Origin of the sequence: Paenibacillus litoralis, from assembly GCF_046244365.1 — a bacterium.
Lineage (GTDB): Bacteria > Bacillota > Bacilli > Paenibacillales > NBRC-103111 > Paenibacillus_V.
Map to the genome: position 1 here is coordinate 1,139,807 of NZ_CP176395.1, position 15,707 is coordinate 1,155,513.

A 15,707-nucleotide genomic window follows, 5' to 3' on the forward strand; every position below is an offset into this window, starting at 1 on the left:
CAGCACAGCCGCCGGACGTTTACCTTTGTAATCGGAGGGATTTAATGATGCAAACAACACATTCGGAGATGAACCCCCTGCCTAAAGTAGAGAAACCGCGTTCCGGGTTCGCTTCGTTATGGAAAAATATACGGCGGGACCGGCAACTGCTTATTTTGTTCATTCCTTGTATCGTTTTCTATGCTTTGTTCCGGTACGGTCCGATTTACGGGCTGATTATCGCCTTTAAGGATTACAGCGTTTATGAAGGCATAATGGGAAGCAAGTGGGTCGGCTTCGAGCATTTTCAGCGTTTTTTCGATAGTCCGGATTTTTGGCTGTTGTTCAAAAATACGTTCTTGCTGGGTCTTTTCACGCTTATATGGGCGTTTCCGTTCCCGATCATATTCGCGCTCCTGTTAAACGAGGTCCGCGGCATCAGATTCAAGAAAACCGTGCAAACGTTCAGCTACCTTCCGGCTTTCTTGTCGGTCGTTATCGTCTGCAGTATGGTGATCGACTTTCTCTCCCCGACGAACGGTCTGATCAATACGGCGCTCAAAGCGATGGGCTTCGAGGGCATTTATTTCCTGGCCGCTCCGGAGTGGTTCCGTACCATATTCATATCGTCCGAGATATGGCAGCATATGGGTTACGAAGCCATTATCTATCTTGCCGCCATTGCCGGCATCGATCCGACCCTGTATGAAGCGGCCAAGGTGGACGGCGCGAAGCGCTGGCACATGATGCGGTACATTACGCTTCCTAGCATCATGCCGACGATTCTGATTCTGTTTATTATCAAAAGCGGCTCCGTCTTCCGGATCGGCTACGAGAAGGTGCTGCTGCTCTACAATCCGATGACGTACGAGGTGGCGGACGTATTCTCCACTTACGTGTATCGGAAAGGGATGCTCGAAACGAATTACAGCTATGCGGCCGCGGTCGGCCTGTTCGAAGCGGTTATCGCTCTCGTCATGCTGCTGATTTCCAACACGATAAGCAAGAAAGCGGGAGGGAAAGGGCTATGGTAAGAAGAGGCGCCCTGGGGCAGCGATTTACTCTGTTTGATTTTTTCCTCACCGTGGTATTAAGTTTGGTCGCCATCGTAACGGTGTATCCGGTCGTTTATATCGTGGCGGTATCGTTCAGCGAAACGTCCTACATCGTGCAGAACAAAGTGTTTTTATGGCCGAGAGGGTTCAACTTCGATGCGTATAAGGAAATTTTGGAGAGTCCGCGCATTCCGAGGGCGTACCTGAACACGATTCTCTATACCGCGGTCGGCACGTTCATTAACCTTCTGATGACGGCCATAGCGGCGTATCCGCTGTCGCGGCATGGGTTTGTGGGCAAGAAGTTTTTTATGGTGGCTATCGTGCTTACGATGTTCTTGAACGGCGGCATCATTCCGACCTTTTTGATCGTACAAAAGCTGAACCTGATCGATTCCATCTGGGCGATCGTGCTGCCGAATGCGATCTGGACGGTCGAACTTCTCATTATCAAGAGCTTCTATGAGGCGATGTCTCCTTCCCTGCGCGAATCCGCGGTGATGGACGGCGCTTCCGAATACCGGGTCTTGTTTAGCATCGTCATCCCGCTTTCCAAGCCTGCCCTCGCGTCCATCGGACTGTTTTATTTCATGGGCCATTGGAACAGCTTCTTCATTCCGATGATTTATTTGAATGACGCCAAGCTTTATCCGCTGCAGGTCGTGCTTCGAGATATGCTGTTTTTCGATACGAACAAGCAGTCGGGGCTGATCGAGCAGGCGCTGTTAGCGCCGCAAGCGCTGAAGAATGCGACGATTTTCATTTCCATGGTGCCGGTCTTGCTCATCTATCCGTTTGCCCAGAAATATTTTGCCAAAGGCATTATGTTAGGGTCTGAAAAGGGATAGCTCCCCCTTTGTCGAAAGAGTAAGGAATGTGACGATTTTTGTCGTTTGCATTCATGGGGGGTAGGGCTTGATGACAACATTGCGCTGGATGGCGAACAGAGGCTTCCTTAAAATTTTCACGGCATTGCTGTTGATTGTAATCATTATGTTCGTTTCCAACTACATGGTGTATAAGAAGTCGCTTTCGGGCATTTACGATCAGGTCAGCGAAAACAATAGGCTTGTCGTTAAAAACACGATTCGCGTCTTCGACGAAAGCTTCAAAGATATTAACGATATCATCTATTCCATCCAGTCCCTTCCTTATATCACTTGGAAGATAACGGAGTCCAGCTTAGGAACGGAAGATTTGCACGAAGTGTACTTGATGAGAACAGAGATTAGTAAGATCGTTACCCGGGTCGATTACATCGAAGAGGTAGTCGTCTTTCACAACAATTCCGATCTTGCCATCACGACGGCCGGGACGATCCATCTGAAGGATCTGTTCCGGCTGAAATTCAGCAACCAGATGTACAACTCCGAATTTTGGATGTCCTTCGGGCGGAATACTCACACGTCGAAAATATTCCCATCGCAATGGTACGGCCAGTGGAACAGCGAGACGGGAGCGATCAATGAGAAGCTCCGGAAGCTTCTCGTCGTGGCAAGCGGAAATCAGATCTACAATCATAATGTCCTCGTCTTTCTGAACGTGGACAAACTGCTGCAGCACGTCAACCAATCGGCGATGATGCAGGGCACCTCGCTGGTCGTACTCGATCAGGAGCGCAACGCCATTCTGAGCACCGAGGAGTCGCTCGATCTCATCAACGTATTGAGCGAGCTTAATGGAAAGACAGGGCAGGAAGTTACGCTCAAAAAAACCGGCAACGAATACAACCTGTATAAATCCGACTTTAACGGCTTTACCTATGTCAACAAGGTGCCGTATCAATTTGCGGATATGAAGCCGGTCAGTGAAGCGAACCGCCGTATCATCATGATTGCGATTATATTCGCGGTCATTCTATCGGGCGTGCTCAGCTTATATTTATATAAGCCGATGCGGGTTATTTTCAAGCTGATGGGCGGGCGGGATCCGCGGGAAATCGATTTTCGGCGGATCAGTTCGGGCATCGTCAAGCTCCGGGAGGAGAATGAAGCCTTCAAAGCCCGGATGGAGGAAATGGATGCGGATATGGTAAAAAGCGCTTTCTTGAATACGCTCGAAAACCGGGTCCAATCGCAGGAAGCGGAGTTCCGTATGCGGCGCCGGTTTACCGAAGAGTTCAAGGAGTCGTATTTTATGCTGGCTGCCTTTCATTTCAAGCGGGCTGGAGAAAGCAATGAGGCGGGCTCCCTGGATCCCGGTTATACGACGGATGCCATACGCGACGGTTTGCAGGCCGAAGTCGGGTATAACGCCGTATTTCATGCCGGGCGGGAAACGTTCTTGGCCGTTATCGGCGTCGTTTCCTCGGCGGAGCGCGAGAATGCGGTCAGAAGGCTTCGCAGTTATGTGAAGCATGCGGAGAAGGATGTGTGGAACGATTTTTCGATGCTCGTTGTGGTCAGCCGGCTCTACCCGTCCAAAATCGAGCATTGCAGCAAAGCTTACCGGGACGTAACGGAAGGCCTGTCTTACCGTAACGTAGGAGCCGAGGGCCCGGTGATCGACGTGCAAGCTATCCGATATACGTGGCGGGTCTATTTTCCGCTCGATGAAGTCGAGAAGCTTTCCCATTTCCTCGCCAGCGGCAACGAGCGGGAGTGCATCCGGATCATCGACGACATTTTCGCCAAAAACGCGGAACGGCGCATCCATCATCATCAGCTGATACCGGCTGCGAAAATGATGTTTTACGATATGTTGAAGCTGCTTGATAGTAACGATGCCGATCCGAAGGAGATCATGCAGGCGGAGACGGCTTTTCTTGAGAAAACGGCGTCCGCCTTCCGTCACGAGGATATTCGCGACGCGCTCGTTCAAGCGGCGAAGGGAATCGCAGAGAGCGCCAAGCGGGAGGCCAAAAGCAAGCTGAATGCGGCATCCATCGCCAAATATATCGATAGCCACTATATGGACAATCTGCATTTGGACCATATGGCGGAGCAAATGGAGACGAGCCCCAAATATTTCTCCAACTACTTCAAGAAGACGTTCGGCGTCAACTTCGTCGATTACATCAACAAGGTGCGCTTGTCCCATGCGAAGGAACTGCTTCGAAGCACGGACTTGTCGGTCGCCGAAATCGGGGAAAAAACCGGTTATTTAAATTCGTCCACCTTTACAACGACGTTCAAAAAATATTACGGCATTTCGCCGAGCGAATATCGCCGAAATGTGTCAGGCGAATACTTGCAATCCGGAGGGAAAACGAAATGAAAGCGATTGTCGCCCGCAACGGGTCGATTTATACGATGGAGGTTGAAGAGCCCGAGCTGCTTCCGGGACATGTGCTCATCCGCACGGAATATACCGCGGTAAGCCCGGGTACGGAGATGACGGCGGTCAGAAGGTCGTCGGATGCCCCGGCTGCATTAGGTTATAGCGGCGTTGGCATCGTCGAGCGGACGGCTGACGACGTAGCGGGTCTGAGAAAGCCGGGGCAGCGAGTGGCATGCTATGGCGGCCCTTATGTGCGGCATGCGGAGCTGCTGGCCGTTCCGGTCAATCTGACCGCACCGGTTCCGGATCATGTCAGCCCGGAGGAAGCCGCTTTTTGCGGTCTTGGGGCTATCGCCATTCACGCTTTGCGGACGGCCGATTTACGGTTCGGCGAGAACGTCGTTGTGGTCGGGCTCGGCATTCTCGGGAATTTAACCGGCCAAATCGCGGCAGCTGCGGCCTGCCCGACGATCGGCTATGACCGGAACGCTTACCGCGCGTCGCTTCTGCAGCAATGCGGCATCAAGCATGCTTATGCGGAGCAGGAAGACGTGGAGGATGCCATTGCCCAAGTGACGGACGGCTTCGGGGCGGACAGCGTGCTGCTGTGCGCGAGCGGGAACGGCGAGGCGATGATCAACAGCGCGTTCGATTGGATACGCGACAGGGGCAAAATCGTAGTAGTTGGCGACGTATCGACCGAATTTTCGCGGGGCAAAATGTTCGGCAAGGAAGCGCAGGTGCTGATCTCGCGGGCTGGTGGTCCCGGCCGGTACGATGCGGCTTACGAGCGGGAAAACCGCGATTACCCGGTAGGCTTCGTTCGCTGGACGGAAGGACGAAACATTCGGGAGTATATCCGGCTGCTGGACGAAAAGCGGGTCGGCGTGCAATCGCTGATCAGCGGCATTTATGCCGCCGCGGACGCTCACAAGGCGTACGAGGAATATGCATCGTCATCGACGACGGCTATGGGGACGCTGTTCCGGTTCGCCTAATCTCCGTTTTCGATTTCGGAATAAAACGGTAAGTTATCTAGGGCTCAAGCATGAACCATGCTTGAGTTTTTTTATTATGGCGTCAATCTCAATAAAATAAAAGGATAATATATACATGAGAACGTATGTTTGATAGAATGGTTAAAAGTAAATATTTTGAAAAAAAGGGCATTGGACTGACGATGAATATTTGCGATTGCTGTACATCAATTGTCATGCAAGGAGGTTTATATGGAGAACGTAAAAGCCGCGGGCGACATAACGGTCCTCTACCGCGAAGCGCTGAAAGCCTTCGTCGATAAGATCAAGCGTGACGAGCAAGTGATTGCCGCCGTCCTGCTCGGGAGCTTGTCGTACGACCAGGTGTGGGAGAAGTCGGACATCGATCTGAAGATTATCGTGCACGATCAGAAGCTGAGGAGCGGCTACATGTGCTTCGTCGAGAACGAGGTGCCGATCAACGCGGGCATTCAGACGCGGAACGAGTTCAAGCGCTGGATGGAACGGTCGGTGCAAAGCTCCATAAGCCATTCGATGCTCATTCGCAGCACGCTGCTGTTCACGAAGGATCCGTCGATCGCCGAATATTTCGAACAGATCCGCTACGTAGGGGAGCGCGACCGTCAGCTGCAGCTGATCCGTCTCGGGGGATATACGCTCGGTTTGCTCGCCAAGGCGGAAAAATGGCTGTACGTGAAGCAGGATGTGACCTACAGCGCTTTTTGGCTGATTAAAATGGCTGATGTGCTCGCGCAGGTAGAGGTGGTGCTGCACGGGGAGGTCCCGATGAGGGAAGCGGTTCAACAGGCGATCGCGCTTAACCCGGCTTTTTTCCGGAGGACGTATACGGAGCTGGTTGGCGGCGAGGTCGATCGGCAGCAGGTGACCGGTGTCATTCAGCTTATCAATGAATACCTGAACGAAAGGGCCGAGCGTCTGTTCAAGCCGGTTCTGGATTATTTGAAGGAAGAAGCGGATATGCGTACCGTTACGGATATCGCGGAGAAGTTCGGGGTGGTCATCGAGCTCGATACGGGCTCGGTCGCGACGATATGCGACTGGCTGGCGGAGCGGGGACTTCTGGCAAAGATGGAGTCCGAGACGAAGGTGACGCCCAAGAGCAGGCTGCAGGTAACGGAGCCGGCTTATTTCTATGAGGATGCAGAAGACTCGATGCCGGGATGGGAGACGTGAGGAGCAGGTGAAGCAATTTATCGAAGTGCGCGGGGCCAGGCAAAACAATTTGCAAAGCATCGACGTGGATATTCCACGGGATAAGCTGACGGTCATTACCGGGGTTAGCGGCTCGGGAAAGTCCTCCTTGGCGTTCGATGTCGTGTATGGCGAAGGACAGCGCCGGTTTCTGGAATCGCTTTCTACGTTCGCCAAGAGCCGGATGAATCAGCTGAAGAAGCCGGATGTGGACTTCGTCTTCGGGCTATCTCCGGTCATTGCCATCGAACAGAAGAAAGGGATTGTCAATCCGCGCTCGACGGTCGGCACGATGACCGACATGTACGACTTTATGCGGCTTCTCTTCGCATCGTCCGGGGAAGCTTGCTGCCCGTTCTGCGAACATCCCATTCCGATCCGTACGGCGGCGCAAATGGTGGATCATATGCAGCGGCTGCCCGAAGGAACGGAGCTGGAGGTGCTGGCTCCGATTTACAAAATTTACGGCGAAAATTATGAAACGACGCTTGATGAAATTCGCGCAAAAGGTTTTCGTACGGTCAATATCGACGGTGTGCGGCACAGCCTCGGCGATCCGCTTGAGCTTGATGAAGAAGCCGATTACCGGATGGAGATCGTCGTTGACAAGGTGGTCATCCAGCCGAACGTGTTCAAGGTGCTGACCAAGACGATCGAAAACAGCCTGAAGCTGGTTGGAGAAGGTTATATCCGTTTTGAAATCGCCGGCCAGCCGAAAGGGAAAGGAAAAGGGAAGGCATTCGATATTGAAGATTTTTACCGGGGCTTTGCCTGCCCGGAGCATCATCTTACGATGGGCGAACTGCAGCCGAATTTCTTTTCCTTCAATGACCCTGACAGCGCATGCCGGACTTGCGGGGGGATCGGGACCTTCATGCGTTCGGAAGCGCGTTTCCTGATCAAGAACGGGGACAGGAGCATCAACAAGGGAGCGATCGATCCGAAGCTGCTGAACACGAGCAACCCGGGGACATGGCTGTGGACGCTCGTGCGAAGCATGGCCAAGCATTACGGCTTCAGTCTGGATACGCCGCTGCAGGAGCTGCCGGAAACGGTCAGGCGCATGTTGTTTTACGGTACCGCGGGAGAGAAATTCCCTTTTCTTCCCGAAGGCGAAGCAAGCAAAACGCAATCGCGTCATGCAGGCAAGCTGATGAGCTTCGGCGGCTTCGTTCACATTATCAATTGGTGGTATAAGCTGTACTTGAAGCGCAATGCGAAGAGCAACACGGAAGACGAGTTCTACAAGCGAGCGATGGTGGAGCATGTATGTCCGGACTGCGAAGGGAAGAAGCTGAAGCCGCAGCGCTTTTTCGTCAAAATCGGCGGCGCCGACATCCATGAGCTCTGCGACATGCCGCTCAAGGAGCTTAGCCGGTTTCTGGAAGGCGTTACGTATTTGCCGGAAAAGGCGCATGTCGGGCGTCAAATCGCTCACGAGATTCAATCCCGGCTGAACCTGCTGCTCGACATCGGGCTGGACTATTTGAGTCTGGGCCGGCGTTCGGACACCATCTCCGGCGGGGAGGCGCAGCGTATCCGGCTTTCGACGCAGATCAGCTCCGGGCTGATGGGGATGCTCTATGTGCTCGATGAGCCGAGCATCGGACTGCATGCAAGGGACAGCATACGCATTATCGATACGCTGAAGAAGCTGCGCGATATCGGCAATACGATCATCGTCGTCGAGCATGATATCGATACGATTTGCAGTGCGGATCATATTATCGAGATCGGGCCTGGACCCGGCAGGCACGGGGGGCGGGTGATTGCGGAGGGAACGGCGGATAAGCTGCGGGCGAATCCCGATTCCATTACCGGCTCATTCTTATCGGGCAGCCGGAGAATCGAGGTGCCGGCCGTACGCCGGCGCTCTTCCGGTTTGACGCTGTCGATCCGCGGGGCAAGGGCGAATAATTTGCGGAATATCGACGTAACCATCCCTCTTGGCGTGATGGTCTGCATCACGGGCGTATCCGGATCGGGCAAAAGCACGCTGATCAACGAGGTCATGTGCAAGCAATTGTTCTCGCTGTTCCACGACGCGAGGATCGTTCCCGGCGAGCATGAAGCGCTGGAAGGACATGAGCATTTGACCGGTATCGTCACCATCGATCAGTCGCCGATCGGACGAAGCACGCGTTCCAATCCGGCTACGTATGTCGGCTTCTTCGATAAAATCCGCGAGTTGTTCGCGGATGCCGCGGCTGCGGCGGGTAAAGAGCTGAGCAAGAACGATTTCAGCTTCAACCAGAAAAACGGCGGCCGCTGCGAGCATTGCCAAGGCGAGGGCATCGTCACGACGCAGCTTCAGTTCATGCCGGATGTCGAGTCCGTCTGCCCGGCGTGTCAAGGCGCAAGGTTCAACGCCGATGTGCTGGACGTCCGAATTCACAACATGCACATCGCGCAAGTGCTGGACATGAGCATCGAGGAAGCGGTCGTCTTTTTTGCCGATCAGCCTTACATTCTGCATAAGTTGAACGTGCTGAACCAGCTGGGACTCGGCTATTTGCGGCTCGGCCAGTCGTCCACGACTTTGTCGGGCGGAGAGGCCCAGCGAATCAAGCTGGCGACCGAGCTAAGCAAAATCAAACGCGGCTCGCATAACCTGTACGTGCTCGACGAGCCTACTACGGGATTGCATTTGCGCGATATTCAGAAGCTGATCGATTGCCTTCATCAGCTGGTCGATGCTGGACACTCCGTCGTGGTCATCGAACACCACTTGGATATGATCAAGGTCGCCGACCATGTCATCGATATGGGACCCGAAGGCGGCAAAAACGGCGGACAGGTCGTCGCGTCCGGCACGCCGGAGGATGTGGCGCAGACGGAAGGCTCGCTGACCGGAACGTTTTTGAGGGAGATGCTTGTGCCGCAGGAGGCCGGCGCAAGGTAAACGGAATTCGTTCTCGCCCGAGTTCTTTTATTTCCAAAGGCTATAGCAATGTCCTTGTCGCCGGCAAAAAACGTAGGCGCTACGTCGCATACGGCAGCGCGCGCATTCATACGTGAGGGAATCGGCATCATCGAGGGCAACAATAGCTAGAGTCGCGAGAAATAAAAGCGGAAACGCGTTCAGATTAACTGGAAAAACTCCAGTTAAAATGGCTTGTTTTGTGATTGTACGTTCATTGAGATGGATAACCTACAGGTAATTCGGACGATCAGCCGCTATTTGCAAAGAATCAACCGATTTACCTTCAGGAAATCCAGTTAGTTCAATAGGGATGTTAGTCTGAGCAGCAGCAACTGCAGGTTTTCCATTTAGGTTGTCCGTGCAGCGTAGAGTTACTCTCCAGTTTACGATGTAGAAGCCGTTCGCCAGGTACCGGGCAAGGTTACTCCTAGTTAACCCTGTAGAGTTACGCACCAGTTTCCCGTGAAAAGCTCATCCCGGTCTATTGGCTAAAAAGCTACGCACCAGTTTCCCGTGAAGAGCTCATCCCCGGTCTATTGGCTAAAAAGCTACGCACCAGTATCCCGTGAAGAGCTCACCCCCGGTCTATTGGCTAAAAAGCTACGCACCAGTTTCCCGTGAAAAGCTCATCCCGGTCTATTGGCTAAAAAGCTACGCACCAGTTTCCCGTGAAAAGCTCACCCCCGGTCTATTGGCTGAAAAGCTACGCAACAGCTCACCCTGGAGAGCTCCTCTCCAGTTTATCTGCTAGAGGCGTTCACCAGTCCTCCGGCTAGAGCAGCACGCCAATTCTACCAAAAAAAACCGGCAGTCCGAACCCATATAGGTCCGGACTGCCGGTTTTTCGTTTCTGCACAGCGCAGCTCTCAGCGAGCGGTGGGGCGATACGTGTTGGTTGTCAACCACACGTTCCCCGTTAGATCGCCGTCCAGCCTGCATCGGCCGTAACGACGATTCCGTTCACGAAGCTGGAATCGTCCGACGCGAGGAAGAGCGCCACCTGTGCGATTTCCTCCGGCTCGCCCACTCTCGGCATCGAACCCATGCCGGGCATAGACCGTTCCATGCCGAACGGATGAGGCTCTTTGCTGCCGGTGCCGATGCTCGTGTTGACGCCGCCAGGTGCGATCGCGTTGCAACGGATGCCGAGCTTAGCGTATTGATAGCCGACGTTCTTGGTCATGCCCACGACGGCGTGCTTGGAAGCCGTGTAAGCCGTACCGGCCCGCGAGCCGAACAAGCCGCCGACCGATGCGATATTGATGATGCTGCCTTTGCCCTTGGCTTTGAATATCGGCAGCGATTTGCGGATGGCGCGCATCGGCCCCGTCGTATTCACGGCAAAGACGCGTTCCCACAGCTCGTCCGTCAGTTCCTCGGCAGGTACGAAGCCGTCCATAATGCCTGCATTGTTAACCAGAATATCGAGGGTTCCATACCGTTGAAGCGCCATGTCGATCATGCGCTGCACGTCCGCTTCCAAGGCCACGTTCGCCGCTACCGCAGCTGCGCTGCCGCCGTTCGCTTCAATCTGCGCGACCGTTTCTTGGGCCGCCTCCGAATTGATGTCGGAGACGACGACCTTGGCGCCTTCCTGCGCATAAAGAACCGCAATCGCTCTGCCCATTCCCGAACCCGCGCCTGTCACGACCGCTACTTTACCGCTTAGCTTCATTGTGTACGACCTCCGTTAGGATATATTGTGGTGTTCGCTTAAAGGAAATAATCATATGGTAAACAGCTGTTCGTTATTCAACAACTGTTTATATTTCAAGTATAATGAGAATGGATTGGGCGAACAATCATCAAAAAACAGCGCACTGTCGGTAAACGTACAAATCGGGGCGATCTGTTCGGGAAGTCCACAAAATAACACAAAGGTGATAAGTCATGTCGAAGAACGAGCAGCGCGTCGACCGGAGAGTCGCTAGAAGCAAGCACGCTTTTAAAGCGGCATTATTGGCCTTGCTGGCGGAGAAAGATTTTCAGGACATTAAGATCACCGAAATCGTGGACCGCGCGGACTTTAATCGCGGCACTTTCTATGCGCATTACGTGAATAAGGACGGGCTGCTCGACGATGTGATCGACGACGTGCTGTCCGGTCTTCGCGATTCTTTTCGGGAGCCGTATAAGCGTTTGGAAGAGTTCCATCTGGACGAATTGTCCGGAAATGCGGTCAAACTGTTCGATCACATTTATGAGAACGCGGATTTTTATACGACGATGCTGAAGGCCAAGGGCATAGCCGGGTTTCAGGAGAAAATGTTTCAAGAGCTGAAAACCGTTTCGCAGGAGGAGTTGACGGTTGTTTCTGCCGATACGCCTCCGAACCTAAATTCGGATCTTCAGCTTACGTATCAGATTTATGCGCTGCTCGGCATGATCGTGTACTGGGTGGGAGAAGGGTTCAACTATTCGCCCGGATACATGACGGAGCAGCTGCTGCTTATTCTGAACCGCAAGCCGAATCAAACGATTGTGAAGCGCAAGAAGGAATAATATCGGCTGTATGTACCGATAGCATCTTTTTGCACGATGCAGTTTCCTGGCTTCCGTAAGGCCGATTTCGGCCTAGGCGGGGGCCTTTTTCATGGCGGGGCAAAAAAGTGCTATCGTCCGATCGAACCGGGGGAAAGCCCGATACCAAGGGACTTTTGGCACCCTATCTCAACAAATACAGGGTTGTCCGGTCAAAAAAGGATCAGGCAAAAACTTATCATTGTGCGAAATGACGCACGTTTGTAAAGTAAAACATATGAAAACGAGGTGCGGACGAATCGGACCGAATGGAAGCGCTTCTGTCAATTAGGAAACATACCATCTAAGAAAGAAGGGGTCCCGATGAGTTCACATGTTTCGGAGGTTGGAACAAATCCGAAAGCGGTACAAACGCCGAGTGCGTCGAAACGGCTTTGGTTTGATTTGAAACGCGATAAATACTTATATTTGCTTGCGCTTCCCGGCCTTCTCTATTTTCTGGTCTTCAAATATATCCCGGTCGGCGGCTTGGTCATCGCTTTCCAGGATTACTCGCCTTATCTTGGCATTACGAACAGCGATTGGGTTGGTCTGGAGCACTTTCAGCGGTTTTTCTCCAATAAAGATTTCGTGATGCTGCTCCGCAATACGCTGGCTATCAGTTTGCTGAACATCGTCTTCTTCTTTCCGTTCCCGATCGTCGTATCGCTACTGCTCAACGAGCTGCGCAGCATGGTGTTCAAACGTCTCGTGCAGACGGTCATCTATATCCCGCATTTCTTGTCTTGGGTTATCATCGCCGGTCTGACGTTCCTGATGATTTCAGAGTCGGAGGGCCTCATCAATAAAATATTAGAAGCGCTCGGCATGGAGAAGATAGGCTTCTTGACGGAACCTAATTATTTCTGGGGCCTTGTCACGATTCAGTCCATCTGGAAGGAAGCAGGCTGGGGAACGATCATCTTCCTCGCCGCCATCGCCGGTGTCAACCCGCAGCTGTATGAAGCGGCGGTCATGGACGGCGCAAGCCGCATGCGTCAAGTATGGCACATTACTTTACCGGCTATCCGCAATGTCATCATCATTCTGTTTATTTTGCGCCTCGGCTCCATCATGGATACGGGCTTCGAACAAATTTACTTGATGATGAACAACAATGCGACCGTAACCGAGGTTGCCGACGTATTCGATACGTACGTGTACCGTTCGGGTATTCAGCAAGGCCAGTTCAGCTATAGTACGGCGATCGGCTTGTTCAAATCGATTATCGGCATAACGCTTGTCACGATTGCCAATAGAGCCGCGAAGCGTTTTGGCGAAGAGGGCGTTTATTAGAAATCGGGCAAATAGGAGGTCAGCAGCATGAGAAGCAAAAGCTTATCCGGACGAATATTCGATACGTTAAACGTGACATTTCTCGTCATCGTATCCATCGTAACGTTTTTTCCGATCTACTATACGGTGGTGCTGTCGTTTACCGATCCGGTTCAATACTATCAAGACAAACTGATTTTATTCCCGAAAATGTGGTCGCTCGAAGCTTACAAAACGCTGCTTTCGACCAAAACGTTTCCGAGCGCAATCGGCGTGAGCACGTTTCTGGCTACCGTCGGTACGGCGATCAGCCTGATCGTGACGTCGGGTCTGGCCTATGCCGTATCCCGCAGGCGGCTTCGTTTCCGCAGATTCATCATGTTCCTGCTTATGTTCTCGATTTTGTTCCAGCCGGGCCTCATTCCTTCTTATTTGGTTGTACGGGAGCTGGGCTTGATCGACAGCATCTGGTCGCTCATTCTTCCGGTTATGACCAGCGGTTGGTACGTGCTCTTGATGAAAGGGTTTTTCGACAGTATCCCGGACAGCCTGGAGGAAGCCGCACGAATCGACGGCGCCAACGAAATCGGGATATGGTTCCGGATCATCCTGCCGTTGTCGCTGCCTTCCCTGGTCGCCTTCGGATTGTTCTATGCAGTCGGCTACTGGAACACGTATTTCAACGCGCTCATGTACATTAACGATTTCACCAAATGGCCGCTTCAGGTCGTGCTGCAAAACATGCTAGTCGATCCCGCTTCGGCGACAGGCAATATCGATTTCCGTTCTAACAAGCAAATGCCTACGGAAACACTCAAAATGGCTGCGGTTGTTATCGCGACCGTTCCGATCATGCTGGTGTACCCGTTCCTGCAGAAACATTTTGCCAAAGGCGCAATGGTTGGTTCTGTCAAGGAATGATCACAATATAAACAATCAAATGGGAGGTTTGGTCATGAAAGTAAAGAAAATGGTAAGTCTCTCTTCGGCTCTCGTCCTGTCCTCGTCCCTCGTGCTAACGGCATGCGGCTCGAAGGATAACGCATCTTCCGGCGGCGACGGCGGCAAAAACGCAGCTCCAACGGATATCAACATCTCGGTTATCAGCTATGCGGACGAGTTCATCGACAACACGAACAGCTTGTGGCAGGAATTCGAGAAGAAAACGAATACGAAGCTGAAAATCAACTGGATTTCCGCAACGACGTTCGAAGACAAGATCAACGTATTGCTGGCATCGGGCAACTTGCCCGACCTGACTTTCGTAGAGGACATTACGGCTGCGCCGGTAGGTCCCCAAATCCGCAATATGATCAAGCAAGGCGCTTTCTGGGATCTGACGCCGTTCCTGAAGGATTACCCGAACCTGAGCGCGCCTGAATTGAAAGAAACGTTCGATAAATCCAAAATCGACGGCAAAAACTATACGATTCCGCGGTACTACCCAAGCTACGGCGGCGGCGTATTCCCGATCCTGCGTCAAGATTGGCTGGACAAGCTCGGCCTCAAAATGCCGGAAACCGTCGACGAATTCTACAACGTGCTGAAAGCGTTTAAGGAAAAAGATCCGGACGGCAACGGCAAAGCGGATACGGTTCCTTATGCGGCAAGCCCGGCTTACATCGGCTTCATGTATAACGTATTCAACGATACGCAAGGCGCCTGGAAGCTGCGCGACGGCAAGCTGAATTCGATCCTGACCGAAGATGCTTCCAAGGATGCGATGCTGTGGATCAAAAAAGCGTATGACGACGGCCTGTTCCCGGCTGACTTCGCAATCCTGAACTTCTCGCAAATCAACGACGTATTCCAAAGCGGCAAAGCCGGCGGCGGCGGTTATGCGATGAACAACGCTTGGAGCCGTCTGGCACCGATACAGAAAGTCGATCCGAAGGCTGAGCTTGTTCCGGTAACGGCATTGTCCGGCCCGAGCGGCAATAAATATACGCCATCCGGTTCGCCGTTCTACGGTCACTACCTGATTCCTAAGAAAGTGTCGGAAGACAAAGTCAAGAAAATTTTGGCGTTCATGGACTACGGCTACGGCAAAGAGGGCAACAAGCTGGCACGTTACGGGATTCCGGACGTCCACTACAAAGAGGAGAACGGCAAAATCGTTCCGACGGAGCAAGCGAAGAAAGACAAAGTTACGACGAACCTGATGGATTCGCTTTTCCAAGAAATCAACCCTTACTCGGCTGTTTATGCTCAAGGCATGACGGATGAGTTCCTGACGCGTCAGAAGAAAATTGTCGACGAGCGCACCAAAGTAAAAGTGGCGAAGCCGGACGACGGTCTTGTCTCCGATGCGTACAACAAGTACTACAGCGAAATTAAGAAAAAGACGGATGACATGCGCGTAAAAGTCATTCTCGGCAAAGCAACAATTGCAGAGTACGACAAATTCATCGCCGATCTGAAAGCAGATCCGAACATGCAGCTCATCACCAAAGAAATGAACGAAGCGTACCAAGCAGCTCAGAAAAAATAAGCTTGAATTACGAAAAACGGTCAAATCGCTCGATG

General features: G+C 52.6%; 11 protein-coding genes. 10 read left to right on the forward strand and 1 reads right to left on the reverse strand.

The window, feature by feature from the left end; all coding sequences use genetic code 11:
* The first annotated feature begins 47 nt into the window (after window positions 1-47).
* From ACKGJP_RS04810 to uvrA, 6 genes are all read left to right on the forward strand, one after another.
* Window positions 48-1,013, forward strand: coding sequence for an ABC transporter permease (locus ACKGJP_RS04810; protein ID WP_409347078.1), 966 nt, complete (start codon window positions 48-50; stop codon window positions 1,011-1,013).
* Complete coding sequence (locus ACKGJP_RS04815) at window positions 1,007-1,882, forward strand: carbohydrate ABC transporter permease (protein WP_409344548.1); 876 nt, start codon at window positions 1,007-1,009, stop codon at window positions 1,880-1,882. Before ACKGJP_RS04810 ends, ACKGJP_RS04815 begins: the two co-directional genes overlap by 7 nt.
* A 70-nt stretch (window positions 1,883-1,952) precedes the next feature.
* A complete protein-coding gene (locus ACKGJP_RS04820) occupies window positions 1,953-4,250 on the forward strand; it encodes a helix-turn-helix transcriptional regulator (protein ID WP_409344549.1) in 2,298 nt (765 codons plus the stop codon).
* The gene (locus ACKGJP_RS04825; RefSeq protein WP_409344550.1) at window positions 4,247-5,251 is read left to right on the forward strand and encodes a zinc-dependent alcohol dehydrogenase; all 1,005 of its coding nucleotides are present in this window, start codon (window positions 4,247-4,249) and stop codon (window positions 5,249-5,251) included. The genes ACKGJP_RS04820 and ACKGJP_RS04825 overlap by 4 nt, the downstream gene beginning before the upstream one ends.
* A 231-nt stretch (window positions 5,252-5,482) precedes the next feature.
* A complete protein-coding gene (locus ACKGJP_RS04830; protein WP_409344551.1) occupies window positions 5,483-6,445 on the forward strand; it encodes a hypothetical protein in 963 nt (320 codons plus the stop codon).
* Window positions 6,446-6,452: 7 nt separating this feature from the next.
* Window positions 6,453-9,365: an excinuclease ABC subunit UvrA gene (uvrA, locus tag ACKGJP_RS04835; protein ID WP_409344552.1), complete on the forward strand. Its 2,913-nt coding sequence runs from the start codon at window positions 6,453-6,455 to the stop codon at window positions 9,363-9,365.
* Between the two features lie 937 nt (window positions 9,366-10,302).
* Here the strand turns inward: uvrA and ACKGJP_RS04840 are convergent.
* Window positions 10,303-11,061 carry an SDR family oxidoreductase gene (locus ACKGJP_RS04840; protein ID WP_409344553.1) on the reverse strand — a complete coding sequence of 253 codons (759 nt, stop codon included), beginning with the start codon at window positions 11,059-11,061 and terminating at the stop codon, window positions 10,303-10,305.
* A gap of 215 nt (window positions 11,062-11,276) precedes the next feature.
* Between ACKGJP_RS04840 and ACKGJP_RS04845 the strand changes: the two genes are divergently transcribed.
* From ACKGJP_RS04845 to ACKGJP_RS04860, 4 genes are all read left to right on the forward strand, one after another.
* The gene (locus tag ACKGJP_RS04845) at window positions 11,277-11,888 is read left to right on the forward strand and encodes a TetR/AcrR family transcriptional regulator C-terminal domain-containing protein (protein WP_409344554.1); all 612 of its coding nucleotides are present in this window, start codon (window positions 11,277-11,279) and stop codon (window positions 11,886-11,888) included.
* Window positions 11,889-12,230: 342 nt separating this feature from the next.
* Window positions 12,231-13,202 (forward strand): ABC transporter permease, encoded by a 972-nt coding sequence (locus tag ACKGJP_RS04850; RefSeq protein WP_409344555.1) that lies wholly within the window; start codon window positions 12,231-12,233, stop codon window positions 13,200-13,202.
* A gap of 27 nt (window positions 13,203-13,229) precedes the next feature.
* A complete protein-coding gene (locus ACKGJP_RS04855; RefSeq protein ID WP_409344556.1) occupies window positions 13,230-14,102 on the forward strand; it encodes a carbohydrate ABC transporter permease in 873 nt (290 codons plus the stop codon).
* A gap of 34 nt (window positions 14,103-14,136) precedes the next feature.
* Window positions 14,137-15,672 (forward strand): extracellular solute-binding protein, encoded by a 1,536-nt coding sequence (locus tag ACKGJP_RS04860; RefSeq protein ID WP_409344557.1) that lies wholly within the window; start codon window positions 14,137-14,139, stop codon window positions 15,670-15,672.
* Window positions 15,673-15,707: the final 35 nt, after the last annotated feature.